The organism is Streptococcus suis YS56 (assembly GCF_000440115.1).
In the GTDB taxonomy this organism is placed as follows: Bacteria; Bacillota; Bacilli; order Lactobacillales; family Streptococcaceae; genus Streptococcus; species Streptococcus suis_L.
Genome location: NZ_ALMY01000074.1, coordinates 18,565 through 44,426, shown reverse-complemented (window position 1 = coordinate 44,426; position 25,862 = coordinate 18,565). Strand labels below are relative to the sequence as shown.

At 44.6% G+C, this 25,862-nt stretch carries 19 protein-coding genes; 1 reads left to right on the top strand and 18 read right to left on the bottom strand.

Annotated features, from left to right (window positions below; translation table 11 throughout):
* Positions 1 to 105: 105 nt before the first annotated feature.
* From tadA to SST62_RS0109220, 17 genes are all read right to left on the bottom strand, one after another.
* Positions 106 to 621 (bottom strand): tRNA adenosine(34) deaminase TadA, encoded by a 516-nt coding sequence (gene tadA / locus SST62_RS0109300; RefSeq protein WP_029187132.1) that lies wholly within the window; start codon positions 619 to 621, stop codon positions 106 to 108.
* A 49-nt stretch (positions 622 to 670) separates the two neighbouring features.
* Positions 671 to 2,641, bottom strand: a complete 1,971-nt coding sequence (gene tkt / locus SST62_RS0109295; protein ID WP_029187131.1) for a transketolase — start codon at positions 2,639 to 2,641, stop codon at positions 671 to 673.
* Positions 2,642 to 2,852: 211 nt separating this feature from the next.
* Positions 2,853 to 3,944 carry an L-ascorbate 6-phosphate lactonase gene (ulaG, locus tag SST62_RS0109290; RefSeq protein ID WP_029187130.1) on the bottom strand — a complete coding sequence of 364 codons (1,092 nt, stop codon included), beginning with the start codon at positions 3,942 to 3,944 and terminating at the stop codon, positions 2,853 to 2,855.
* 104 nt (positions 3,945 to 4,048) lie between these two features.
* Positions 4,049 to 5,737 carry a BglG family transcription antiterminator gene (locus SST62_RS0109285; protein ID WP_029187129.1) on the bottom strand — a complete coding sequence of 563 codons (1,689 nt, stop codon included), beginning with the start codon at positions 5,735 to 5,737 and terminating at the stop codon, positions 4,049 to 4,051.
* A 90-nt stretch (positions 5,738 to 5,827) separates the two neighbouring features.
* Positions 5,828 to 6,445 carry a hypothetical protein gene (locus SST62_RS0109280; protein WP_029187128.1) on the bottom strand — a complete coding sequence of 206 codons (618 nt, stop codon included), beginning with the start codon at positions 6,443 to 6,445 and terminating at the stop codon, positions 5,828 to 5,830.
* Positions 6,446 to 6,521: 76 nt separating this feature from the next.
* Positions 6,522 to 7,238 carry an L-ribulose-5-phosphate 4-epimerase gene (locus SST62_RS0109275; RefSeq protein ID WP_029187127.1) on the bottom strand — a complete coding sequence of 239 codons (717 nt, stop codon included), beginning with the start codon at positions 7,236 to 7,238 and terminating at the stop codon, positions 6,522 to 6,524.
* A complete protein-coding gene (locus tag SST62_RS0109270; RefSeq protein ID WP_029187126.1) occupies positions 7,238 to 8,101 on the bottom strand; it encodes an L-ribulose-5-phosphate 3-epimerase in 864 nt (287 codons plus the stop codon). Before SST62_RS0109270 ends, SST62_RS0109275 begins: the two co-directional genes overlap by 1 nt.
* Positions 8,102 to 8,106: 5 nt before the next feature.
* Positions 8,107 to 8,772, bottom strand: a complete 666-nt coding sequence (locus SST62_RS0109265; protein ID WP_029187125.1) for a 3-keto-L-gulonate-6-phosphate decarboxylase UlaD — start codon at positions 8,770 to 8,772, stop codon at positions 8,107 to 8,109.
* A gap of 12 nt (positions 8,773 to 8,784) precedes the next feature.
* Entirely contained in the window at positions 8,785 to 9,270 is a 486-nt protein-coding gene (locus SST62_RS0109260) for a PTS sugar transporter subunit IIA (protein ID WP_029187124.1), read from the bottom strand.
* Between the two features lie 54 nt (positions 9,271 to 9,324).
* Positions 9,325 to 9,603 (bottom strand): PTS sugar transporter subunit IIB, encoded by a 279-nt coding sequence (locus SST62_RS0109255; RefSeq protein WP_002939872.1) that lies wholly within the window; start codon positions 9,601 to 9,603, stop codon positions 9,325 to 9,327.
* Between the two features lie 201 nt (positions 9,604 to 9,804).
* Entirely contained in the window at positions 9,805 to 11,253 is a 1,449-nt protein-coding gene (locus SST62_RS0109250) for a PTS ascorbate transporter subunit IIC (RefSeq protein ID WP_029187123.1), read from the bottom strand.
* A 363-nt stretch (positions 11,254 to 11,616) separates the two neighbouring features.
* The gene (locus SST62_RS1000000112405; RefSeq protein WP_029187122.1) at positions 11,617 to 17,994 is read right to left on the bottom strand and encodes a pullulanase; all 6,378 of its coding nucleotides are present in this window, start codon (positions 17,992 to 17,994) and stop codon (positions 11,617 to 11,619) included.
* Between the two features lie 117 nt (positions 17,995 to 18,111).
* Positions 18,112 to 19,050, bottom strand: coding sequence for a LacI family DNA-binding transcriptional regulator (locus tag SST62_RS0109240; RefSeq protein WP_029187121.1), 939 nt, complete (start codon positions 19,048 to 19,050; stop codon positions 18,112 to 18,114).
* Positions 19,051 to 19,215: 165 nt separating this feature from the next.
* Complete coding sequence (locus SST62_RS0109235) at positions 19,216 to 19,959, bottom strand: amino acid ABC transporter ATP-binding protein (protein ID WP_029187120.1); 744 nt, start codon at positions 19,957 to 19,959, stop codon at positions 19,216 to 19,218.
* A gap of 9 nt (positions 19,960 to 19,968) precedes the next feature.
* Entirely contained in the window at positions 19,969 to 20,628 is a 660-nt protein-coding gene (locus SST62_RS0109230) for an amino acid ABC transporter permease (RefSeq protein WP_029187119.1), read from the bottom strand.
* Positions 20,629 to 20,647: 19 nt separating this feature from the next.
* Positions 20,648 to 21,457, bottom strand: coding sequence for an amino acid ABC transporter substrate-binding protein (locus SST62_RS0109225; protein ID WP_029187118.1), 810 nt, complete (start codon positions 21,455 to 21,457; stop codon positions 20,648 to 20,650).
* Positions 21,458 to 21,603: 146 nt separating this feature from the next.
* A complete protein-coding gene (locus SST62_RS0109220; RefSeq protein WP_029187117.1) occupies positions 21,604 to 22,227 on the bottom strand; it encodes a CHAP domain-containing protein in 624 nt (207 codons plus the stop codon).
* A 259-nt stretch (positions 22,228 to 22,486) separates the two neighbouring features.
* Between SST62_RS0109220 and SST62_RS0109215 the strand changes: the two genes are divergently transcribed.
* Complete coding sequence (locus SST62_RS0109215) at positions 22,487 to 23,251, top strand: alpha/beta fold hydrolase (RefSeq protein ID WP_029187116.1); 765 nt, start codon at positions 22,487 to 22,489, stop codon at positions 23,249 to 23,251.
* A 79-nt stretch (positions 23,252 to 23,330) separates the two neighbouring features.
* On the opposite strand, the gene leuS is transcribed toward SST62_RS0109215, so the two are convergent.
* Positions 23,331 to 25,832: a leucine--tRNA ligase gene (leuS, locus tag SST62_RS0109210; RefSeq protein ID WP_029187115.1), complete on the bottom strand. Its 2,502-nt coding sequence runs from the start codon at positions 25,830 to 25,832 to the stop codon at positions 23,331 to 23,333.
* Positions 25,833 to 25,862: the final 30 nt, after the last annotated feature.

Here is a 25,862-nt window from a genome sequence, read left to right as displayed (position 1 = left end):
CCAAACTCCTTGTCCCACAAGGGGTTAGCTATCCTTTGCATTTTTTTATGTGATAAAGTCGGGATTATAACACAAATTGATGAAAGTGCAAGTTTGGACTACAAACTAACTATCCGAAGCGGCTTGTGCCTTCAAGGCTTCTTTCTCAGCTTTTTGCTTTTCTCGCCTCTGTCTGAAAAAATCTTGCATAATCTGAGCACAGGATTCTTCCAAGATACCCGTTTCCACTTCCACACGGTGATTGAGCCGCTGGTCTGTCAAAATGTCATAGAGGCTACCTGCAGCCCCAAACTTCTGATTGGCAGCTCCGTAGACCACCTGGGGAATACGGGCAAGGCCAATAGCTCCACTACACATAACACAGGGTTCTATTGTGACAAAAAGGGTCGTATCCAGCAGTCGCCATTTCCCTTCCACTCGATTGGCTTCTTGAATGGCCATGACTTCGGCATGCATGATAGCCTGATTGAGTTCCTCGCGAGCATTGTGCCCACGACCAATAATCTGTCCATCCTTAACGATGACACAGCCGATAGGAATTTCATCTTTTGCCAGCGATTTTTCAGCCTCTGCCAAGGCTTGGCTCATAAAATATTCTTTTTCTTCTTGTGTATAGTCCATGGTGTTATTATAACAAAAACAGTCCCGAAGGACTGTTTCAAAGGTTATCTTAGAGTTCACCAACCAATTTCACAACATTTTCTACTGTGAAGCCGTAGTTGTCAATAACGGTTTGGGCTGGAGCTGATGCACCGAAGGTATCAATTCCGAGAACTTTACCGTCAAGACCGACATACTTGTACCAGCTTTGAGTTGCACCCATTTCGATTGCCAAACGACGACGGATAGCATTTGGAAGGATTTCTTCCTTATAAGCTGCATCTTGGGCATCAAATAGCTCAGTTGATGGTACAGAAACCACACGCACTTTTGTACCAGCAGCTTCTAGTTCTTTGGCAGCTTTAACAGCCAAGTTAACCTCTGAACCAGATGCTAGAAGAATCGTATCAAAGCCTTCTGTTTCGTAAACCACATAGGCACCTTTGGCAACCTTGTCAAAGTCAGTACCTTCTTCAACTGTCAAGTTTTGACGAGTGAGGACAAGTGCTGATGGAGTTGACTTGCTAGTCAATGACAAGTACCAAGCCGCCTGTGTTTCACGCGCATCTGCTGGACGGAAGACATTGAGGTTTGGCATAGCACGAAGTCCTGCCAAGTGTTCGATTGGCTCGTGAGTTGGGCCATCTTCACCAACTGCGATAGAGTCGTGTGTGAAGACGTAAGTCACAGGAAGACCTTGAAGGGCTGACAAACGAACCGCTGCCTTCACATAGTCTGAGAAGACGAAGAAGGTACCACCATAGACACGAAGTCCGCCGTGGGCTGCCATACCGTTCAAGATAGTACCCATAGCAAATTCACGCACACCGAACTGGATGTTGCGGTTGAGTGGATTTACTGAATCTTGCAAACCATCTTCCTTGATGTAGGTCATATTTGAGTGAGCCAAGTCTGCTGAACCACCGAGGAAGGTTGGCAAGACCTTAGCCGCTGCGTTGAGGGCATCTTGTGATGAGTTACGAGTTGCTTGTGAAAAGCCATTTTCATAGACTGGGAAGTCTTCTGGTTTCACTTCTACTACATCGCGACCTTCCAAGATAGCTGTTACTTCTTCAGCCAATTCTGGATGAGCTTGCTTGTAGTCTTCTACCAATTTCACCCAGGCATCGTAGGCTGCTGCACCACGGTCTGCTACATTTTCCTTGAAGTCAGCATAGACTTCTGCTGGAATTTCAAATGGACCATAGTTCCAGTCAAGCGCCTTACGAGTTGCTTCTGCTTCTTCCGCACCAAGTGGCGCACCGTGAACAGCGTTTGTGCCTTGTTTGTTTGGTGAACCATGTCCGATAACTGTCTTAATCTCGATAAGAGATGGTTTACCTGCTGCCTTGGCTTTTTCAATAGCTGCGAAGATGGCATCTACATCCGTACCGTCTGTTACCAAGTCCGTGTGCCAGCCGTAAGCATTGTAGCGAGCACGTACATCTTCTGTGAAGGAGTCTTTTGTTTCCCCGTCCAAGTTGATGTCGTTTGAATCGTAAAGAACGATCAGTTTTTCTAATTTTTGAAGACCAGCATACGAAGCCGCTTCTGCAGAAACACCTTCCATCAAATCGCCATCGCCACAGATGACATAAGTATAGTGGTCAAAGATTGGGAAACCGTCGCGGTTGTACTTCGCTGCGAGGAAACGCTCTGCTTGTGCAAAACCTGTCGCAGTTGAGATACCTTGTCCAAGAGGGCCAGTTGTCGCGTCGACACCTGCTGTATGACCAAATTCTGGGTGACCTGGTGTTTTTGAACCCCATTGACGGAAGTTCTTGATTTCATCCATAGTGACATCTTCAAATCCTGACAAATGAAGAAGTCCGTAGAGGAGCATTGACCCATGACCTGCTGATAAGATAAAGCGGTCGCGGTTCATCCAGTTTGGCTGAGCTGGGTTGATACGAAGTTCTTTAGTAAAAAGGCTGTAGGCCATTGGAGCCGCACCCATGACGACACCTGGGTGACCTGATTTTGATTTTTCGATGGCATCAATACCAAGGAAACGAATCGCATTGACTGAAAGATTTGACATGTTTTTCTCCTTTTTTAAAGTCATGAATTTATTATACCATAAAGCGTTTTCTATGTCTGTTTGAAATGAAGCGAGAAATAAATTGTCCGTAGAAAAGAGGCAGGACTTTCGTCCCGCCCTTGGAGTGAACAGTAGTAATTCGCACATTTCATACTTTATCAGAGTTTATAGTACCTCTCCTCGTCTCTATGGAGCAAGAGAGTTCTAAATCTTATAACAAAGCCTTAAATTGAATATTTGAGTCTTCTAAGAAGCAATCATCAAAGCCACGTGGGTGGTGATATTCAATACGGTCCTTGTCCATCGGATAAGTATACTTGCCACCAACTTCCCAGATGAATGGATGGAAGTCGTATTGCAGGCGTTCTTTGCGCATTTTCCAGAGCTGCAAGATTTCATCTGTTGACGCCATAAAGTTAGACCAGATGTCATAGTGAACAGGGATGATTACCTTAGCACGCAAGTTTTCTGCCATACGGAGAAGGTCGATTGAGGTCATCTTGTCTTGGATACCGATTGGGTTGTCACCGTAGTTGTTGATAGCAACGTCGATGTTGAAGTCGCGGCCGTGTTTTGCAAAGTAGTTTGAGAAGTGTGAGTCTGCACCGTGGTAGATAGTTCCGCCAGGTGTTTCAAAGACATAGTTGACTGCCTTACGAGCCATGAGTTCATCTGTCACAGGAAGTCCTGCTAGTTTGCCGCCATTTTCTTCGTAGCCTCCGATTGGAAGAGTTACCAAGCAGGTGCGGTCGAAGGATTCTACAGCGTGAACCTTGATGTCTTTGAATTCAAAGCTGTCTCCTGGTGCGATGCGGATAATGCGGTCTGCTGGAACGCCCCATTTTTCCCAGATGTCGCCACTTTCAACTGGTCCTACAAATTTGACATGGTCCAATTTAGGATTGTTGATGATGGCTGCGGCTGTGCTGATGTCCATGTGATCACTGTGGACGTGTGATACTAGGTAGTAGTCCAATTCATTGATAGCGAATGGATCGATAACCATTGGTTGTACACGCAAGTTTGGTTGCAATTTGCGAACACCTGCCATATTAGCCATTTGGTGTCCCCAAACCATATCTTTTACTTTTTTAGTTGACTTACCGCGAGATGACCAGAGGTCCATGACCACGTTAGCACCACCAGGTGTCTTGATCCAAACACCACAGTTACCTAGCCACCACATAGCAAAGTTGCCTTCGGGCACTACTTCTTCTTCAATTTCTTCATTGAGCCAAGTTCCCCATTCTGGGAAGGTTGAAAGAATCCATGATTCTCTTGTAATATCTTGAACTTTAGCCATTTTTCATTCCTCCTGTAAGGTACGTTTCTATGCTTCTAGTATATGCTCCAAAGGCAACAAAAAAAAGACCAAATAAAACACAGGTTTGTGTTCACATTTGGACTTTAATATAAGTCTGTTTCGATTTCCTGCCCCGACAGACTGGTCAGCAATTCATTGGCAATCAAGCCTTGCAAGCGTTGTTTTAGTTCTATCGCCTGTTTCTCGTCGGAAACATAATTTCCCAGAAGCTTGTCTAGCTCCATTGCAAAGCCTTTCTGACTGTCCGTCAAGGTACGGTATTTGGCAAAATGAATCAATTTCAAAACATCATCAAAATCTAGAATCGGATGCACCTGTATCAAGGGCAAGTCTGTTTCCAGAGCCTCATTGGTCGACACCAGAAAATCAATATCCAAGAGGTCTTCCACGCTCTTAAACTGCTCTGTTGTAAAGACAGCAGAGATTGTCTTATCCGGCAAATGATGCTGGCATTGCTTGAGTAAGAGCCTCTGGACCGAAACCCCTTCATCACAAATCAGATAAACAGTCGGACTGCTGACCTTCCGACTACCACTTCGACGGAGGGCACCTCCCAAATGAATGGTCAGGTAGGCCACATCTTCATCGGTCAGCACAATCTGCCAGGCCTCTTCCAAGATATGTCCCGCCGTTTTCGTCACCCGAAACAGCGTATCGTACTTGTAGCGAATCTGTTCTGCCAAGGGATTACGCGATAAAATCCCGTAGGTTTTGCGAAATAGCAGAGCTTTACAGTGAGCCAAGAGATGATGAGAAAGTTCCTCCTTATTCTCAAGCTCAAAGGAAGAATGAATCTCGAAATAACGAATAAATTTATCAACTACTTTTTTAAGTTCTACAAAATCCTGACTGGTCACATGGGCATCGCGGTCCTTCCGATAAGACAAGAGCAAGACCGCTATCAAAGAAACCTCAATATCATCTAGCTCAATATCAAAAGCAGTTTCTAAGGCTTGTTGAAAATGATGAGCGACCGTATACTCAATCCGCTCATAGACCAAGGTAAATTCGCGGACAATTGCCTCCTTATCCTCAGCCGTCAAGTCCATATTGCGATAGCTGAGCAAGATATAAGGCAAGATTTTCAACATAAACTCGATTTCAGATCGATTAATCTTTTTCCCCAGTTCCCGCTCAATGACCGATACTTGTTTGGTCAAAAATTGAGAAAGTTGGTCCGAGAAGAACTCCTGACAACCTGAAAAATCACCGACCTTGCCTTCTAATACCTGTATAAAACCTTCATTGGCCTCGGCGTAGAGATTATAGAGCAAGGAGTGCATATACTGAATCTTATTGAGAGGGTGGCAGTCCAAATCATAGCCATGTACCTTGGATACATACAGGGTCATCTGGTATTGTTCCTGAGCTAGCTTGCCCCTGATTTCATTCAAGTCATTCAGGACGGTATTGCGGGAAACCTCTGTCAACTCCATTAGTTTTTCAATGGTCACTCGCTCTTGTGCAATACAGATATAGATCAGCATCAACTGCATCCGCTCAGTCATATTGAGAATATAGCTATAGGAATCCAGACCTTCCAAGAGAACCTGACAAGCTTCTTTCTGCTCTGGCGTTAGCAGCAGACCAATCCGAGGCTGACTTTCAATCATATCTAGATGAGCCGGCAAGGAAGCATTGATTTTCTCGAGATGATAGTAAATCTTACGCCGTGATTGTCCCAATTCACGTGATATCTCCATTACCGTCGCTGGCTCCTGCAAGCGAATGAGGTAGTGTAACAAATCACAGCTACTCTTATCTAATAACATCTGGTCCTCCTTTTCATGTCACCGTTTCCATTGTATCATGTTCTGAGTCCTATTACCAGTTATCTTATCGTACGAAGTTCTCTACAGCATTCAATAGACGCTTTTTATAATTTCCACTCTTGTAATCAAATCCCCATGCATATTGTCAATTCGTAAGGCCACATTTTTCAGATAGACACAGGCACCGATAGCAATCGTTTTTTCCTCTTCATTCAGTTTGCGAGTGACAAATTCGCGCAGAGTCTCACTACCTTGGCTGGGAATTTTGACACGGGCAATGATATTGGCAACCTTGACCTTTTGACTGGCCCGCATGATGATATTATTAGAATCATCAAACTGGGTAAAGAGGTATTTTCGCACCGCAAATAAGATGGCAACCGACACAATGCCAATCAGGTAATCCATACTGGAACCATGCTCCACAATCAGTTGGCGAGCAATGGCAACCAGGAGTACCTCAATCACCGTGCTAGGGGATTGTTTGCAGAGCATTTTGATAAATTCAACCCCGACTGCCAGGGTCATGGCCTTGCTCAAAAAACTCTGGATAAAAGCATCTGCCTGTATCCCACCTGTGAGGGACTGAAGGAGGTCAGCTAGTAGCAGGCCCGACAAGGCAAGAAGGGCAAGCCCTAAAATGGCAGACAAGATCAACTCAAGATAGTAGGCAATCTCTGTCAGGCTGTCTTGTAAAAACTTTCTCATGTCCTCTCCTTTCAAAAAAAGAAGAATGAGGAGAGCTCTTTTCTCATTCTTCTAATCCTTTTTCTAGAAACCAAGTTTAGTGAGCATCGCCCTTTTGGCCGTAGTAGGCATTTGGACCATGCTTACGGAGGTAGTGCTTGTCCATAATATAGCTTGGTGCTGGCTCCACCCGTGGATTGATTTGTTCGGTGTAGCGGTTCATCCGAGCCACTTCCTCAAGGACAACACTGTGGTAGACTGCCTGAGCAGGATCCTTGCCCCAGGTAAATGGTCCATGGTTACGGACAACTATTCCTGGAACGGCAACTGGGTCAATGCCGCGACGCTCGAATTCCTCGATGATGACTGCACCTGTTTCTTTTTCATAGGCCGAGTTCACTTCCTCAGCTGTCAAAGAACGGGCACATGGTACTGGACCGTAGAAATAGTCCGCATGAGTGGTTCCATAGAATGGAATATCCCGACCTGCCTGAGCCCAACCAACTGCCTCTGTCGAATGCGTATGAACAACGGCATGGACATTTGGCCAAGCCTTGTAGAGGGCAACGTGAGTTGCCAAGTCAGATGAAGGATTGAGGTCACCTTCTACCACATTTCCATCCAAGTCCGTAACGACCATGTTTTCAGGGGACAATTTTTCATAGTCCACACCAGACGGCTTGATGACAATCCGACCAAGTTCTCGGCAGACTTCTGATACGTTGCCCCAAGTGAATTTAACAAGTCCGTGGGCAGGTAGGGCGATGTTGGCCTCATAAACCCGTTGGCGCATTTCCTGTAAATCTTTTGGCATTAGTTCAACCCCGCTTTCTCAATCAATGGATAGAGGAAATCTTGCGCTTCCTTGATAGCAGCTCGTGTTTCCTCAACCGTTTCGCAGTTTTCAGACCACATCTCAATCAAGAATGGACCTTGGTAGTTGGTCTTTTTCAAGACTGCAAACATATTGTCCCAATCCACACAGCCCTGACCGAATGGGACATCACGGAATTGACCTTTAGAAGTTTCCGTTACCGCATAGGTATCTTTCAAGTGAAGGGCTGCAATAGAACGGTGTCCTAGGTAAAATTCGCTGTAAATGTCATTGTGCCAAGCAGACACGTTTCCAGTATCTGGATAAACAAAGAGATATGGCGAATCGATTTCTTTTTCAACGGCTAGGTATTTTTCAATGGAGTTGATAAATGGATCATCCATGATCTCAATAGCCAACATGACCTGAGCCTGCTCAGCCCAGTCGCAAGCCTTACGGAGATTCTTTATGAAACGCTCTCTAGTTTCAGGCGATTTTTCCTCATAGTAGACGTCATAGCCAGCCAACTGGATGACACGAACACCAAGGTCCTGAGCCAGTTCGATACACTGTTTCATGGTTTCCAAGGACTTAGCTTCAAGAACAGGATCATTGGAACCTAGCGGGTAGCGACGGTGACCAGAGAAGCAAATGGTCGGAATACGGACACCTGTTTCATAGATAGCCTTGACCAGCTCCAAACGCTCTTCCTTGGTCCACTCCAAACGAGCCAAACGTGCATCACTCTCATCCACCGACATTTCCACAAAGTCGAAGCCTAATTCTTTGGCAAACTCCAAACGCTCCTTCCATGTGAAGTGCTTGGGTGTTGCCTTTTCATATATTCCGATTGGTCGTGCCATGGGCCTTACCCCCAAATACGACGGATTTCGTCTTTAAATTCACGTGCTGCAGCTGCTGGGTCTGCTGCTTCTGTGATACCGCGACCTGCGATAAAGGTGAAAACATCTACACCCTCGAACAATTTAAGCGTGTCAACATCCAAACCACCTGTTACAGAAACACGGAAGCCCATTTCAACCAATTTTTTCACTTTGTTGAGGTCTTTTTCGCCCCAAGTTTCGCCAGCAAGGAGTGCATCGCGTGATTGGTGGTAGATTGCTTGGGAAATGCCCGCATCCAACCAGAGTTGAGCTTGTTCATAAGTCCAATCACCGTAAAGTTCGATTTGGATTTCACCCTTGTCACCACGCACTTCCTTGATAGCCTTCAAAGCCGCTTCCATAGTTGGAATAGTTGCAGAACAGATACAAGTCATCCAGTCTGCACCACGAACGGCATTGTTTTTAGCAACCGTACCACCAGCATCCGCACACTTGGTATCCGCAACGATGATTTTGTCTGGGAAAAGGCTACGAAGCACTTCTACCAACTCGCTACCAACTTGGAGCAAGCAAACTGTACCTGCTTCGATAACATCCACTTCATGACCAACGGAGACAGCCGCTTTAATCGCACCTTGCAAGTCTGAATGATCCAATGCAACCTGTAGATTTGGGATATGTTTTGTCATCTTTTCTTCCTCCTAGCTATCCAAGTCTAAACCTTCTAAGTATGGGCTATTTTTAGATTCTTCAACCATTGCCAAAACCTCTTCTGCTGTCTGACAAGCTACCAGACGCTCAATGGAATTTTCCAATTCGAAGAGAGCAATGATTTGAGGGATAGCTACTGAAGTATGGATTTTTGGATCTGTCGCTGCAAGTGTCAAGAGGACAGAAACTTCCTTACCATCTGAGAAGGCTACTGGTTTTGTCAAGGTAATCAAGGCAAAGGAGTCCTTCAAGACACCGACACCAGCTTGAGCATGAGGCATAGCCATGCCTGGCATGAGCACATAGTAGGGACCATATTCTTCCGTCGAAGCGATGATGGCATCGTAGTATTCTTCTGTTGCAGCACCGCTTTCAATCAAAGGCTCAACTGCCAAGTGAACAGCCTCCTGCCAGGTTTCCGCCGTCAATCCCAAGCGAATGGAATTATTTTCCGTAAATGATTTTTGTAAATTCATATTGTCTTCCTCTCTATGTGAAAGGGGATGGGAAGAAATCCCGTCCCCTATTCATTACAATACTTGACTTAGTTTTGTCTTGATTTCGTTGTCGTCCATGAGATTGTCAAGACCAACCAAATGACCTTTCGTACGACCTTCCAATTCAGCAATTAGGTGATTAGAAGCAACCACAATGTCATACCCCGCTGCCAAGCCTTTTGCCTCACCTACTGAGCAAGAAGCAGATTGGAAATCTGTTACACCAAGTTGACGAAGAGCATTTTCAACCTTCATCTTGATAACCATGGATGAACCCATGCCATTACCACAAGCTGTTAATACCTTAACCATATTGTTTTCTCCTTGTTTTTTATAAAATATATTTTGTTGTTTTGTTAATGAACCAAGTAATAAATAAAGTTTTGTTCTGTTGATTTATGAAGAACTCTCGTCTTTCAGTTTGCTTTTAGTACGAGGCAACGAGATGCAGGCTGTACTAGAGTACGGCAAAGCGAGTTAACGAAGTAATAAAAGATAAACTGGATGACGATGTTAGTCAGCTTTCGCCTCACCGCGATAATAAGCTTCCTTATCTTTTGCTTTCGCAAATTGAAGTTGCGGAATAGCCAATAAGAAGAGGCAGACAAGAACATAACCAGCAACACCAAGGTATTTGAAGGCATATCCAAATGGCAACCATGGGATTTCGAAGTCGATGTTTCCGTGGTAACCACCGCTCAATTCAAGCAAGCCAACGCAGACTGCACCAAGAGCAACTTGAAGGACACCTGACAGGAAGGAAAGAATTGCTGCGGCTTTCCAACCACCACGTTTGTCAGCGTACACTGCGATCGCTGCGTTATCGAAGAATACAGGTACGAAACCAGTGATGATGAGGATTGGACTCTTGAAGACAATCAAGAGAACGATGGTAATCAATTGACCGATCAAACCGAAGGCAAAGCCTGAAAGAACTGCGTTAGATGAGCCGAAGCCGTAAGAAGCTGCAACGTCCACCGCTGGGAATGAACCAGGAAGCAACTTGCTTGAGATACCTTGGAAGGCATTGGTCAATTCTGCTACGAACATACGTACACCTTGCATCAAAATGAAAAGATATACTGAGAAGGTGAAGGCTGTTTGTAAAACATACATGAAGAAATCTTGTTTAGCTGGGTTGTATGGCGCACCTGAAGTGATAACTTCTGGATTTGCCATGATTTCTGGACCCAAGATGAACAAAATCACACCGAAGAACACAAGCATCAATGTTGCTGAAGCAACAACTGTATCGTGGAAGATGTTGAGGAAGCTAGGCAACTTCAAGTTATCTAGGTTTTCTTCTTTTTTACCAAGTTTTGGTGCAATCTTATCGACAAACCAGATAGCGAATTGTTGTTGGTGACCGATGGCAAATCCACCGCCGCCTGTTAATCGTTGGGTTGGTTCAACTGTCATATTTGAGCTGACTGCCCAGTAAATACCACAGATGATACCAATCGCTGCTGTACCGAATTGGTTACGAAGTCCTGGAATCAAGAAAAGCACCATCAAGGAAATAGTTGCAGCCTGTTGAACCATGATGTGTCCAGTGATGAACAGAGTACGTACTTTTGTAACCTTACGAAGTGCAACCAAGAGGATATTGACACCAAAACCAATCAAGAGGGCTGTCGTTGCTGCTGATACGAAATCAGGGAACTCCTCAGCAATTTTCCCATTTGCTGCTGCAAGACCGAAGTAAGGGTCAATAACTGCTGCATCAATTTGGAACTTATAGTTCAAAGCCGCCAAAATCGGACGGAAGGTTGTTACCAAGCCACCAGCAGCTACGTTCAAAATCATATAGCCGACTGTCGCTTTGATAAACCCTGCAAAGACATCATGAGGCTTTTTCTTTAAGAGGGCATAACCCACCAAAACCAAAAGACCTACGAAGAAGGCTGGATTCTGCAAAATGTTTTGCGAGAACCAGTTTAACGGGGTTTGAAGAATATCCATTTTTCATTCTCCTTTTTTGAAATGATTTTTATGGTTTTATTATAAGTTATGTAAGCGGAAACAAAAAGACCAAATAAAGCACAGGCTTGTGTTCACTATTGGACTATTTCCGAACTTTTCTAATTATTTTTTTCAACTACAGTCGAATGAATTAACTTTCAGACAAGGAACTGAGGTGCAGGTTGCTAAAATAAAATAATCGAAGCAAGTCACTTCTGTAGAGTACGGTAAGCCGAAAGTGACAATGTATCACAGTTAATTTAAATGACTATGTCGAATACCAAAAACAATTTCGACTAAATTCTGAAATCAGAAAAGAGGCTAGGAAACTATCAGTTCCTAACCTCTTTGGAGGAAAGCATGCTATTCTTCTGATTTTTTATTTCTTCCTTGTGCAGCAACTGTCAAACCAAGTCCAGCAAGTCCGAGACCTAGAAGTGCCAAATCACTTTGTCGGTCACCTGTAGCTGGTAGGCTTTCTTTGTTTGATGTACTTGTTGTAGCTTGTCCAGACACTTGAGCTGTTGGAGCAGATAGACTTGGTTTCAATACTTCTTGCTTCACAACTGCGTCTGATTTCGCTACTTCTTTTATCACTTCCTTGCTACCATGGACAAGGATGCGTGCCTCGCCATCTATAACTGTTTCTGATAACAAATTAGTAGCAACTACCTTACCATCAATCAAGACATCCTGATAAACCAAGACTCTCTTACCTGCCTTACCTTCTTGAAGCACATAAGATTGACCTTTTGCAAGAGTTGCATCATAGCGAACTTCCTCTGCAATCGGAAGGACAGATTCTTCTGTACGTTCTTTCCTAGTAAAGTCTAGGGTTGGTTTTTCTTCAGCGGTAGGTGCTGTATCTGGAACTTCTGTGATGGTATAAGGTAAACGAATCACTGTTGCAGTCAATGGGGCAAGCACAACTACGCTATCAGTCAACTCAACACCCACTAAATCAGACAATGCTTCTACACCTGCACGTTCACCATCGACCAGCACTTGACCCTTCAGCAATTCTTTGTAACTATCAGAAGGAACAAAGCTGCGCTCCTTGCTGTCTGCGTTGACAAAGACAGCATAGCGGTCCCCATTGCTTGCAATGGTTTGATAGGCAATGACCACATCATTTTTGGCAATACCATTTTGACCTGGAATTGAAATCAAGCTAACCTTCTGTTCAACTTCTTCTTTTGTTCCCAAACGGAAGGCATCTGTAGATTTGCGCAAGGCAATCAATCCTTTTGTAAAGGCCTGAGTACGGGTATTCTCTGGATAGAGCGCCTCATCTGTCGCTTTGGTCCAGTCAAACTTGTTGACCGCATCCGATGAATCGTAAGAATCATGAATGTAGTATGGATAGTCAAATGGCCTTCCATCTGCATTGGTCAACAAATGCGCCTTGTTTGGTACCTTGTCCTCTGTAACTGGCTTCTTGTAATCAGGATGGCGGAACTGTTTGGTCCGTCCATACTCCTGACCAGAATGAATAAACGGTGTCCCTTGAGCAGTCAAGACTAGCAAATTACCCAAGCGTTGACGTTGGTGAATTTCAGTGTAATTTTCAGCGATTGATGGATCCTTCTTGATGGACTGAGCGATAATATCAAAGAGGGTCAAGTTGTCATGCGCAGCAATATACTGGATCACATCACCTGGATCATCCGCCAAGAAGTTGCCTGGTTGTGCCTTGATGTTATTGAAGACAGACTCAACACTCTTAGCACCGCCTGTGATAAAGGCTGGCTGACCTTCGTTTGGATAACCAGATTTAAGTGTGTTGCGAATGTCATCTGAGAATACCGCAACCGTATCTGTTGAGCTCATCCAGTCTTGGTCCGCTGGCTGAACAGGCTGATTGGCATCACCTGTAAAGGTTCTCCATCCTTCACCAAGCATAATAATGTTTGGATTGAGTTTTTGAGCCTCTGTAAAGGCCAGCTCAATTGCTTCGGCATCATGATCCCCCATCATATCGAAACGGAAACCATCTACCTTAAACTCATCCACAAGATACTTGATGGAATCAACTAAGACACGACGGCTCATGTAGTGAGTAGTTCCCAGACGACCACCACCAAAGCTTGATTTAGCCGTACCATCTGCCTCCATGAAGTGGTAATAGTTTGGCTCCAAATCTTCAAATAAGAAGGTCTTAGAAGTGTGGTTATAGACCACATCCAAAATCACCCCCATGCCTTGTTTGTGGATTTCATTGACCAGGTTTTTGAACTCTTCGATGCGTTTCATTGGATCTGTCGGATCTGTAGAATACATACCCGTAAAGGCAAAGTAGCTCTGTGGATCATAACCCCAGTTGTAGTTGCTGTTGCTAGAAGCGTACTCGCTCATCCGCTCTGCATTTTTCAATTCATTGACAAAATAGTAGCTCATAACTGGGAGTAGCTGAATATGGGTCACACCCAGGTCTTTGAGGTAGCTGAGTCGCTCTGCAAAGGCTGCAAAGGTACCGAACTGAGCTGTCAATTCATCAGAAATAGCAGGGTCTGAGGTGAAGTCACGAACATGGGCTTCATAGATAATCGCATCTTCACGCTGATTGAAGTTAGGAATTGTGGCATAGTCCAAACCACTTGGACCAACTTCTGATGGATCCACAATCGCAGCTTTTGCAATCCGATAAGATGGATCTGTATCTGCCAAATCACTATTCCACTCCGCTAAAGACTTAGCATATGGGTCCAAGACCAGAACAGCTTGATCCCCACGAGTGATTTCATAATGGTAGTAGTAACCACGATAGTCCGAAATACCAAGACCTGATTGACTGTTCAATTCGAGGTCCCATTGTCCCTTATCGCCCTTGGTCATGGCTAATTTACCGACCACCTTAGATTGGTCATCCTTATCATAAAGAACAACTACTACACTGTCTGCACTTGGAGACCAGAGAGTCATATCAACGACACTACCAGCCTGACGCACACGCGCACCAAGCTCCCCATCATAAGCATAGAGCTCATCCTTCAATTGCCAGCTCATAGTTGTTGTGAAGCTATCATTGCCATATTTGAGGGTGTAGCCCGCATTTTCTTGGTTGAAATCCCCGAGGACTCGCACCTTGTTGCTAGTAGCATCCAAGACAAGGTCCGTCACAGCAACTGTCTGGCCATTCTTATCTGTTACAGACAATTTTTCTAAAATACTTTCCTTATCAGCACCTTCAAGCGTTGTAAAGGCTGCTTCTAAAGCTGTTAAGCTAACATGAGAAACACCTGTTACACGGACATTATTGACAAAATAAGGGTTGGTGTAAATAGTCGCATCATCATCCTTGAGGAAGATTTGTGTCTGATTTTTCAAATCTGTAAAGCTATAATCTTTCTGTTGAATCTTCACATCATCTCCTGACTTGCTTTCATCCAATAGCAGGAAGCCAATGGAACTTGGTAAATCTGTCAATTTGACATCAATATAGGCACCGTACTTGCCTTGGTTTTCAAAATCAATACCATTTGGCCAGTCACCCAAGGTAACATCAGTCACATCACCCCAGATCCAGAGACCTTTTTGGTCATAATCGCCATCTGTACGGAAGTAATTGATACGGATGTAGCCTTCTTTGAGTGGTTGATAGAGGCTGAGTTGATAATTTTCATCAAACCAAACTTCATTCATCTTGGTGCTAATCCGTTCAATGATCTTGTCACCTGTGATATTTTCACCAGAAGTGTTATTAATCAACAGACTAATCTTGCTGGCTGTTTCATCTTTCATCTTGATGTCCAGATAATAGCCATAGTCATCCTGTTTAGCCGTGCTGAAATTGGTTGCACCCGTCGGCCAAGCACCTACATCTGACGATGGTTTTTCGACATCATCCCATGTCCATAGACCTAGACTAGATAGATTATCAGATGGTAGGGTTTTAAAGTGAACACGGAAGTAGCCTGCTTCAATTGGCTCTTCAGTTGCTCCTTGCACACTTGCATTGACGATGTCACCTGCTTGAGTCTGAAGGAGCATGGTGCCACCTTGACCGATAGTTGGAAGTTCGACTTGAACAACCCATTTACCGTCTTTCTCGATAGCTTGATACGTTTTTCCTGTGTAGGTATCTGTGACCACTACATCCTTACCAGATACTTCAATTGCCATTTCCTTACTCTCGGTATTGGTTGAGAAGACAAGATAGGCAGCTTGATCTTGGTAACTGCGTTTGCTGATAAGCCAACCTTGGCTATCATTTCCAGCAAGGGTGCTTGTATCACCACGTGAGAGTAATGTTGAATTGGCATTGCGGAAAGCCAGCAATTTCTGATAGTGGTCTGTGATGTCGCTAGTCTCTACCTTGCTCCAATCGAAATCGTACCGGTTGTCATAAACTGGCCAATTATTTTGTCCAGATTGACCTACTTCTTCACCGTAGTAGATGACTGGCTGACCTTTAGCAGTAATCAAGAGACTTGCAGCCAATTTCAGTTTATCCAGATTTCCTTCTTTTTCTGCGCCACCGAGACTGTAGAGGAAACCATCTTCGTCATGACTGCCCAAGAATTGACCCAGAGAAGCTGCACTAGTCAAAACCTTGCTACGTTCTTCCAGCTCTTTTCCAGCTGCTTTCAGTTGACCATTGACCAGATATTTGGCAATATCCTTGAAGCCAAAGTCCAACAAGCTATCCATAGTACCGATACCCAAGTCACCCTTGGTATCTTTATAGTTAGCTCCCCAAGTTTCCCCAATCAAGTGGAAGTCAGGATCTCTATCCACCAATTCATTTTTGAAATGCTGCCAGGTTGTATCATCAACGTGTTTGACTGTATCGACACGGAAAGCATAGATGGAGTTGCCCTTGGCAGTTGTTGAGCGTTCCAACCAAGATGCCTGCCAAGCAACCAACTGATTGCGAACAGCTGCTTCTTCTGTCTTGAAGTCAGGCAATCCTGCAAGCGAACCTAACTGGTCATCCCCCTGCTTATCTTCTTCCTTAGTCCGTACCATGCCTGCAAAGGTTTCTTCTGTACCATAGCCAGCATGGTTAAGCACCACGTCAACAACAATGTTTATACCTTTTTCGGCTGCGGCATCAATTAATTCATGAAAATCAGCTAAACTTCCCAAATGCGGGTTAAGTTTCTCAAAATTGGATGCCCAATAACCATGGTAAGCATAGTACTCTCCATCTGTTGCGCTACCGACATTCTGTGGAATATTTTCCACAATCGGAGTCAACCAGATAGAGTCCACACCCAATTCTTTCAGATAGTCCAGCTTGGCTGTCACTCCTTTGAAGTCACCACCTTGGTAAAGACCGCGTGGGTTGGAGGCCGTTCCTTCCACCAGCTTGTCGTTGCTGGTGTCTCCATTGTAGAAACGGTCGGTCATCATAAAGTAGATGACTTGCTCGTCCCAGTCTTTTTCACCATCTGCCTTGATACGCTCTGTAATGGTCACATCTAGGCTGGTCTCGTAGTAACCGTTGTCCTTGTCATAGGCCTTTACAGGAAGACTATAGGTCCCTTGCGCTGTGATAGACGTCGCTTTAATGGTCACACGATTGAGCTCAGTAGAGATTGGCACAAGACCTCCGCCGATGGCACTTGTATCGACTTCCATTTTGACAATCTCAGCATTTTCAGGGTTGGTGACAGTTACAGATACCAAGCCACTTTCATTGTAGTTGAATGGCGCTTTGCTACTAGCCTCAACAATCACATTTTTTGTACCCGGAGTCGCTTTGCTGGTATCAAGTTCTACTTTCTCTTCGATAAAATATGGATTTGTGTAAACTTTATCGTCATCGTTTCGAAGGAAAATTTGGCTATGCCGTTTACGATCTGCAAAGGCTAAATCAATCGATTTATTGCCCGCAAGATCTGGATTATTCTGATTGATTAGTAGAAATCCAAGCTTAGAATCTAAACCGTTCGATAGAGGAATGTCAACATAAGCTCCGTATTTGCCAAGTTTAAAATCAACGGCACCTGTTGGCCAGCCATCACTCGCTTCAGTCGTATCGCCCCAAGTCCATACGCCCCAACCTTCATAATTATTGTCTTCACGGGTGTAGTTGATACGGAGGAGATTTTCATCTTTGAGCGGCTCATAGCTAGACACGCTATAGTCACTAGCGATCCAGGCTTCATTTTGTTCCGGAACAAGAAGCTCCACTTTTTGGTCCGATTCTGTTACTTTTTCCCCATTCTTGAGGACTAGATAGCCAATCGTGCCTGGCGTCTCAGATTTTTTAATATCAACGTAATGGCCGTAGTCATCTACCTGACTGCTTGAAAAATTTGCTGTATCCCTTGGCCATTGATTGCTATCGGATGGCTCTGCCACTCCTCCCCAAGTCCACAACCCTTGGCTTTCTGGTGCTGTTTCATCTACGTTTTCAAAGTGCAGACGAATGCTGCCTTCTTCGATAGGGGTTTCTGCTGCAGCTCTTTCTACCACAGGTGTTTCAGTAGTTGCCAGTGGAGCAACTGATGCATTATCTACGGTTTCCGATACTCCTGTAGGACTTGTATTGGTTACAGTTGATACAGTTTCACTTGTCGATGCTCCTCCAGACTGTTCCGAAACACTAGTTAGGGTAGTTTCCGCAGGAGTAGCCACTCCCTCAGCATGAACTGTTTGACCAGGTCCAGACATTAAAAAAGCTGTCGCAATGCCGACGGATGCAACGCCGACATTAAATTTACGAATGCTAAAAAATTGTTTTTTCTCAAACATTCCTCTTGATTTCATCTCACGCATGGATTTCTTTTTCATAGGCTCCTCCACGAAAATTGATTTTTATAGTATAAGTATATACAATCGCACCTAGTCTTTGCAAACGTTTTCTTAACTGTTATCGGTAACAAAAATCATCAAAAAAAAAAGAAACTACTATGGCGTAGTTTCTCGTTCAATTAATTCAGCACGGTCGAAATGGGCCAAGCTGATCAATGGTTTTCCGTCCAACATATCCATCAATCGCTTCACACTGATTGCCCCCATTTTTTGAATGGGTTGCTTCATGGTCGTCAACCTCGGATTTGAAATCCTATCGATAAAAAATCCGTCAAATCCAATCACGCCAACATCTTGAGGAATCGATTTTCCAATCGCTTGTAGCCCCCTTGTAATTCCCAGTGCTAGGCGGTCCGAAGCACAGACAAAGCAAGTCTTATCTGGTAAATCGTCTAGATTTCTGATAAAGTCTTCTGCGACGTGAGAATGATTGGCCAAGCGATACAGGCGACTTTCTCGGTCTTTCATAGCCTTTTTATAGCCTTCTTCTCGCCTTTCTTCAAATGACTCTGGTAAATCAATACCCACAAAGAAAACCTGTTCATATCCTTTTGATAGGGCAAATTCTGTCGCTAATCGAGTGGCTTCCTTGTTATCTGAATCCACAAACGGTAGCCCCTCACTATTTTCTCCAAATAATATGAGAGGTTTACCCAAGCCTTTCAACCATGAAAAATCTGACTTTCTGGCACCTGTGATAATATAGCCATCACACTGATCCGTCACTAACTTCGCATCGGTTACCAATTGCAAGGTATAATTTCGTTGATTCAATTCTGCTGCAATACCTCGCAGTAAATCGATATAATACGGCTCAACGACATCCATTTTTTCAAGGATGACCACCTGGACAATCAAGGTCCGTTGCTGGGCCAAGGCCTTGGCGACAACATTTGGCTTATAATTTAATTCTTCCATGGCTTTCGTCACCAACAGTCGCAATTCGCGTGTCACCTGCTCTGGATGATTGATAACACGCGACACTGTCATCTTTGAAACATTAGCTAACCTAGCTACATCTGCTAAAGTTGTCATCAGCCCCTCCTACTTTTCTTATTCATATATTCTCGATTTTTTGTGCAAACGTTTTCTCTGTTCTATTATATCCAATTCCAGTAAAAAATGCAAAAGTGTTTTGAAGGTTATGACATCTATTTCTTTAGGTACGAGAAAAACACCAGCATTGCCAGTGTTTTCCTTCTATAGTTCTTCTTTCTGAATCCGAGCCAAGAATTGCTTGGTTCGTTCTTCTTTTGGTTGGTCAAAAATAGCTTCTGGTCGGCCTTCTTCAATAATCTGGCCCCCATCCATGAAAATCACACGGTCGGCTACTGCACGCGCAAAGCCCATCTCGTGCGTCACAACCACCATGGTCATGCCTTCTTTGGCCAACTGCATCATGACAGCCAAGACCTCACCGATTAACTCAGGATCCAAGGCTGAGGTTGGCTCATCAAAATAGATGACCTCGGGATTTGTCGCAATGGCTCTGGCAATGCCGACCCGTTGCTGCTGACCTCCTGATAGCTGGCTCGGATAAGAATCATATTTGTCCGACAGGCCAACCTTGTCCAAGGCTGCCTTACCAATTCTTTCAGCCTCCTGCTTGGGTACTTTCCGAGCTACAATTAAGCCTTCCGTCACATTTTGCAGGGCAGTCTTATTGGCAAAGAGATTGTAGTTTTGAAAAACAAAGGCTGTTCGCTTGCGAATACCTGCAATTTCCTTCTTGGTCATCTGAGCCAAGTCATAGCTGTCCTCACCGAAAACCAACTGACCCGCGTCAGCTTTTTCCAAAAAGTTCAAGGAACGAAGAAGGGTTGTTTTTCCGGAGCCAGATGGTCCCAAAATAACAACCACCTCTCCTGGATTGACCTCTACATCAATGCCTTTTAATACCTCTTGACCATTGAAGGCCAGCTTTACTCCATTTGCTTGAATCATCTGAACCTCCTAATAGACCGCCAACTTCTTCTCGCCATAGGCTTGAAGCTTGGTCAAAATAGTTGAAAAGAATAGATAAATGAGAGCAACTTCACAATAGAGGGCAAATGGCTCATAGGTCCTTGCCGCAATCTGCTGTGTCGCCATAAACATCTCCAAGACCGTGATATTGGCCGCTAAAGATGTGTCCTTGACCAATCCAATCAAGGTATTCGATAAGGGCGGAAAGGCCACTCGAAAGGCCTGTGGGAGAATAATCCGACGCATGGTCTGGGCAAAACTCATCCCGACAGAATAGCCAGCCTCCAACTGCCCCTTAGGCACGGACTCAATAGAAGCCCGTATGGTTTCCGCAGCGTAGGCACCTGTATTGACAGAAAAAACCAAAACCGCCGACGGAAAAGCGTCCAAGACAATTCCTAGACTTGGTAGCCCAAAGAATATCACATAGAGTTGAACCAAGAGTGGCGTCCCTCGAACAACCCAAATATAGAAACGAGCCACTTGTTTGAGAATGGGAATCTGAGCAATTTGCACCAAGGCTGTCCCAATAGCAATGATTAGACCAAAGATAAAAGACAAGATGGTCAGTGGAATCGTCACCAATAATCCTGGGACAAGGATTTGCGTAAATGAATCAATTAATAATTGCCAAACTCTATCTGTCATCGTTTCTCCTACTTATTCTTTATTTGGCTTTAGATACATCCTCACCAAAGTATTTGTTTGAAATTTCAGCTAATTTTCCTTCACTAGCCAATTCTGCCAAGGCTGCATCAATCTCTTTCACAAGATCTTCATTTCCTTTTGCAACTGGGAAGGCTGTTGTTGACACGTCATCCGTCAAGGTCACAACCTTAATCGGTGCATCAGCATGTTGTTTCACATAGTCTAAGTAAACCAAGTTGTCATTGATGGTAGCATCCACACGCCCTGTGTTCAACAATTCAACTGCCTGAGAGAATCCATCCACACCGACAACTTCTGCACCATTTTCACGCGCCAAATCTGCCCAGTTACTTGTCAAGCTGTTGGCTGACTTTTTACCTGACAAATCTGCAAAGTTTGTAATGTCAGTATTATCCTTCTGTGTTACCAAGGCTCCATAGATGTATGTATATGGTGTTGAAAAATCGTATTTTGCCTTACGCTCATCTGTAATACCAACTTGGTTAGCGATAGTATCAAAACGGGCTGCATCCAAACCTGCAATCATGGAATCCCATTCTGTTTCAACAAATTCCACCTTAACACCTAATTTCTCAGCAACGGCTTCGGCTACTTCTACATCATAACCGACCAACTTTCCGCTCTCGTCGTGGTAAGAATAAGGAGCATAGGCACCTTCAGTACCGATTTGAATAACGCCTTCTTCCTTAATTTGTGCCAAAAGGGTTTGGTCTGTGCTGCTTGATGAGCTCGTTGATGTTGACGAACTACAAGCTGCTAAGGTAAAAGCTGCTAGGGCTGTTGTTGCAAATAAAGCTAATTTTTTCATTATAAATACACTCTTTCTTTTTCAGATTTCTCAATCATATCACGAAATGAAGCGTATAACCAATATAAATTTTCTATCAAAGCGATTAAATTTTTTTAATCAAGTCTTAAAAATAAGAAAAAGGCCTAGCAGACCTTTTTAACTGATTATACACCAGCTGGTGGGTAAATGTAGCTAACCGTTCCTGCTCCTGTTTCAAGTGGATTGAAAAAGCCACGGTAATTTGCTACGGTCATATTGCCATTATAATTTGATTCCACAATCCGAATCAGACCATTTTCTCCAACTTCAGTCACAACTCCAACGTGGCCATAGCCACCATCTGTCCATACGATGACTGCGCCAACTTTAGGTGTTGTACCGACTTCATAGCCTTGTGCTGCTGCACTGGCAGCCCAGTCTCCACCATTTCCCCAATAGTTTCCTACCCACGGTGCTGCTTCCTTTGCACCCCAGGTACATTGACCTACTGGATAAGTGTTAGCTGTGTAGGTTACTGCTACTTCTGAAACCATATTGGTTGCAAGGGCAGCTTGAGCGGCTTCCTCTGCAGCAGCCTTTTCTGCAGCTGCTTTCTCAGCGGCAGCTTTGGCTGCAGCCTCTTCCTTTTGCTTTCCCTCCTCTACTTGAATCGTTAATGCCTCAATTATCGGAGTATCTTCTGATATGCTATCTGCCTTTGCTAAGTCCTGTCCCAAAGTCAGCATTCCTCCCAACATAGCCGTAGCAAGAACAGTTTTCATTGTTTTGTGAGGTGTTTGTTTATTCATACTCATCAAATCCTTTCAATTTATACTCAATGAAAATCGAAATCAGACTAGGCGACGCAGATGCAGATAGAACTGAAGTTCATCAAATCAAGTCAACAACGTCTGATTTTGATTTTCGAAGAGTATTACTTCTGCATCTATCCTAACCAACTAATCTTGCACAAGACTTAAAGAAATGTGACTAGTAGGTTAACTTTTTTACAGACAGTTAACAATTAGCTTTCAGCATGCTATAATAGAAAAAAGTCAGGAGGAGAATATGAAAGATATCGTTTTGATTCACGGAACCTGGTGCGATGGTTCTGTTTGGGGAGACTTTGCTACGAAATTGGAACAAATGGGTCTACGAGTCCACACGCCCAGCCTACGCCACCATGACTTACCGTATAACGAAGTCGCAAACAAGGTCGGCGCCGTCAGCCTGACAGACTATGCTGATGATTTGGTCGCCTTGGTTGAGAGCCTAGAAGAACCGCCACTTCTTTTGGGGCATTCTCTGGGCTGTCTACTAGCCCAAATGGTCGCAGAACGCACTCCGGTGGCTGGCATGATTCTCATGGGACCCGCCCCAACAGCTGACATCCTGGCCCTCTATCCGACCATGTTAGCCAGCTTTTTACCGCATTTCCTTCGCTGGGGATTCTGGAAAAAGCACATGCCACCCTATAAAAAAGCCTTCTTTAACTACTGTCTAAATGCTCAAGACCCAGAGATAAAGGAGGAACTCTACCAAGGCCTAGTCCCAGAATCTGGCAAGGTCTATACCCAAATGGCATTTCCTTTTTTGGATAAAAGCAGAGCTGCCTATGTTGATTTCAGCAAGATGTCAGGACCTGTCCTCATTATCACTGGAAGCGAAGATAAGATGACCGTTTCTGCCATCGCTCGGAAAACAGCACAGAATTACAAAGATTCAATCCTGATTTCCCTAACAGGAGCAGACCATATGTACCCGATAGGCAAATTCCAAGACAAGACCCTATCCGTTATCCATGCTTGGTTGAGCGAGAAAAGTTATCTATAAACAGCCAAAAACGACCTCCAATACGGAAGTCGTTTTCTTATTATTTACATTTATTTCGCTAGGATATTCACTAATTTGGTTACTTCACAACAATATTGACGAGTTTATTCGGAACACTAATCACCTTCACCACTGTTTGACCAGCGATTTCAGCTTGGACTTTTTCGTCTGCCAGAGCTGCTTTTTCAAGGTCTGCTGGTGACAGGTCTTTGGCTACGGTCAAGCGGGCTTTTACCTTGCCTTTGATTTGGACTACGATTTCCACTTCGCTTTCTACCAGCTTGCTTTCGTCATAGCTTGGCCATGCGACATAGCTGATTGATTGGCCCGTATTTGCTAGACCCTGCCAGAGTTCTTCTGCCAAGTGTGGTGCAAATGGGGCGATCAATTGGACAAAGCCTTTGGCGTATTCGACATAGAGCTTGTCTTCCTTGTTGGCTGCGTTGACAAAAATCATGAGTTGAGCGATAGCTGTGTTGAATTTCAGGTCTTCAATATGCTCTGTCACCGTCTTCACAGTTTCATTGTAAACTTTATCAAGCGCTCCGCTATTTTCCGCTACAAGCTCCTTGGTCGTCAAGAGGCGGTAAACACGATCGAGGAACTTACGGCTACCTTCGAGACCTTCTTCTGACCAAGCGATTGATGCATCAAGCGGTCCCATAAACATCTCGTAGACACGGAGGGTGTCCGCACCAAATTGCTCAACCACATCATCTGGGTTAACCACGTTTTTAAGAGACTTAGACATCTTAGCAGGTGCCTGCTCCAACTCCTCACCAGTTTCGATGTGGAAGAAAGAACCATCACGTTTTTCAACTTTATCGGTCGCTACAAGGGCACCACGGCTGTCGCGGTAGCTAGTCCCCAAAATCATGCCCTGGTTAAAGAGTTTTTGGAATGGCTCTTTGGTTGGCACAACGCCAAGGTCATAGAGGAACTTATGCCAGAAACGAGCATAAAGCAGGTGAAGGACCGCGTGCTCAGCACCACCGATGTAGATGTCCACTGGCAACCAAGCCTTGAGAAGCTCCTCGTCTGCCAATTTCTCATCGTTGTGTGGGTCGATATAGCGGAGGTAGTACCAGCTAGAGCCCGCCCATTGTGGCATGGTGTTGGTCTCACGGCGACCTTTAACACCGTCTTCACGCACCACTTCCAACCAGTCTGTTAGGTTGGCTAGCGGCGACTCGCCTGTACCTGAAGGCTTGATGTCAGAGGTTTTTGGCAATACCAGAGGTAACTCATTTTCAGGTACTGCTGTGGAAGTTCCGTCTTCCCAGTGGATGATTGGAATTGGCTCACCCCAATAACGCTGACGGCTGAAGAGCCAGTCACGGAGGCGGTAGGAAATTTTCTCCTGACCAAGACCATTTTCTTCCAACCAAGCCACCATTTTAGCAATAGCTTCTTCCTTATTCAGACCATCTAGGAAGTCTGAGTTGATGTGGGCACCATCTTCTGTGTAAGGTGCTTCCTCTACATTGCCACCTTTCAAAACTGGAATGATGTCCAAACCAAACTGTTTGGCAAATTCCCAGTCACGCTCGTCGTGGGCAGGAACAGCCATAATAGCACCTGTTCCGTAGCTTGCAAGGACATAATCAGCAATCCAGATTGGGATTTCCTTGTTGTTCACAGGGTTGATAGCATAGGCACCTGTCCAAACACCTGTCTTGTCTTTGGCAAGGTCTGTACGGGCAAGATCTGATTTGAGGGAAGCTTGGCGTTTGTACTCTGCCACAGCTTCTGCCTGCTCAGGCGATGTAATGCTATCGACCAAGTCATGCTCAGGAGCAAGGACAGCGTAGGTCGCACCAAAAAGCGTATCTGGACGAGTTGTGAAAACAGTGAAGTCCTTGTCTGTGTCCTTGATCTTGAAGGTCACATTGGCACCAGTTGACTTACCAATCCAGTTGCGTTGCATATCCTTGATAGATTCTGGCCAATCAACATCTTCTAGGTCATTGAGCAAGCGTTCTGCATAGGCAGTGATTTTCAACATCCATTGACGCATTGGCTTGCGGACAACTGGGTAGCCACCACGCTCAGATGTTCCGTCAAGAAGGACCTCTTCGTTGGCGATAGCTGTTCCCAATTCTTCTACCCAGTTGACAGGCACTTCTGCCTCGTAGGCTAGGCCTTTTTCATACAACTTAGTGAAAATCCACTGAGTCCACTTGTAGTAGTTGGGGTCAGTCGTATTGACCTCACGGTCCCAGTCGTAAGAAAAGCCAAGGGCATTAATCTGACGCTTGAAGTTGGCAATGTTTTCTGCTGTAAAGTCAGCTGGGTCATTTCCCGTGTCCATAGCGTATTGCTCTGCTGGCAGACCAAAGGCATCCCAACCCATTGGGTGAAGGACGTTGTAGCCTTGGGCACGCTTATAACGGCTGAGAATGTCCGTCGCCGTATAACCCTCAGGGTGACCTACGTGAAGACCTGCACCAGACGGATAAGGGAACATATCTAGGGCATAAAAGTTTGGCTTTTCTGCATCTGTTCCCGTTTTAAAAGTATGATTTTTTGCCCAAAATTCCTGCCATTTGGGCTCGATTTCCTTGTGATTGTAGAAGCTCATATCATTTCTCCATGTCAATAAATTATCTTT

Bases quoted from the DNA above. Each gene is read 5' to 3' on its own strand.
- tkt (WP_029187131.1), bottom strand. From the start codon at position 2,641: ATGTCAAATCTTTCAGTCAATGCGATTCGTTTCCTTGGTATTGATGCC.
- SST62_RS0109240 (WP_029187121.1), bottom strand. From the start codon at position 19,050: ATGACAACTTTAGCAGATGTAGCTAGGTTAGCTAATGTTTCAAAGATG.
- SST62_RS0109235 (WP_029187120.1), bottom strand. From the start codon at position 19,959: ATGATTCAAGCAAATGGAGTAAAGCTGGCCTTCAATGGTCAAGAGGTA.
- SST62_RS0109255 (WP_002939872.1), bottom strand. From the start codon at position 9,603: ATGGTTAAGGTATTAACAGCTTGTGGTAATGGCATGGGTTCATCCATG.
- SST62_RS0109280 (WP_029187128.1), bottom strand. From the start codon at position 6,445: ATGAGAAAGTTTTTACAAGACAGCCTGACAGAGATTGCCTACTATCTT.
- tadA (WP_029187132.1), bottom strand. From the start codon at position 621: ATGGACTATACACAAGAAGAAAAAGAATATTTTATGAGCCAAGCCTTG.
- SST62_RS0109260 (WP_029187124.1), bottom strand. From the start codon at position 9,270: ATGAATTTACAAAAATCATTTACGGAAAATAATTCCATTCGCTTGGGA.
- SST62_RS0109225 (WP_029187118.1), bottom strand. From the start codon at position 21,457: ATGAAAAAATTAGCTTTATTTGCAACAACAGCCCTAGCAGCTTTTACC.
- leuS (WP_029187115.1), bottom strand. From the start codon at position 25,832: ATGAGCTTCTACAATCACAAGGAAATCGAGCCCAAATGGCAGGAATTT.
- SST62_RS0109230 (WP_029187119.1), bottom strand. From the start codon at position 20,628: ATGACAGATAGAGTTTGGCAATTATTAATTGATTCATTTACGCAAATC.
- SST62_RS0109265 (WP_029187125.1), bottom strand. From the start codon at position 8,772: ATGACAAAACATATCCCAAATCTACAGGTTGCATTGGATCATTCAGAC.
- SST62_RS0109215 (WP_029187116.1), top strand. From the start codon at position 22,487: ATGAAAGATATCGTTTTGATTCACGGAACCTGGTGCGATGGTTCTGTT.
- SST62_RS0109285 (WP_029187129.1), bottom strand. From the start codon at position 5,737: ATGTTATTAGATAAGAGTAGCTGTGATTTGTTACACTACCTCATTCGC.
- SST62_RS0109275 (WP_029187127.1), bottom strand. From the start codon at position 7,238: ATGCCAAAAGATTTACAGGAAATGCGCCAACGGGTTTATGAGGCCAAC.
- SST62_RS0109270 (WP_029187126.1), bottom strand. From the start codon at position 8,101: ATGGCACGACCAATCGGAATATATGAAAAGGCAACACCCAAGCACTTC.
- SST62_RS0109250 (WP_029187123.1), bottom strand. From the start codon at position 11,253: ATGGATATTCTTCAAACCCCGTTAAACTGGTTCTCGCAAAACATTTTG.
- ulaG (WP_029187130.1), bottom strand. From the start codon at position 3,944: ATGGCTAAAGTTCAAGATATTACAAGAGAATCATGGATTCTTTCAACC.
- SST62_RS0109220 (WP_029187117.1), bottom strand. From the start codon at position 22,227: ATGAATAAACAAACACCTCACAAAACAATGAAAACTGTTCTTGCTACG.
- SST62_RS1000000112405 (WP_029187122.1), bottom strand. From the start codon at position 17,994: ATGAAAAAGAAATCCATGCGTGAGATGAAATCAAGAGGAATGTTTGAG.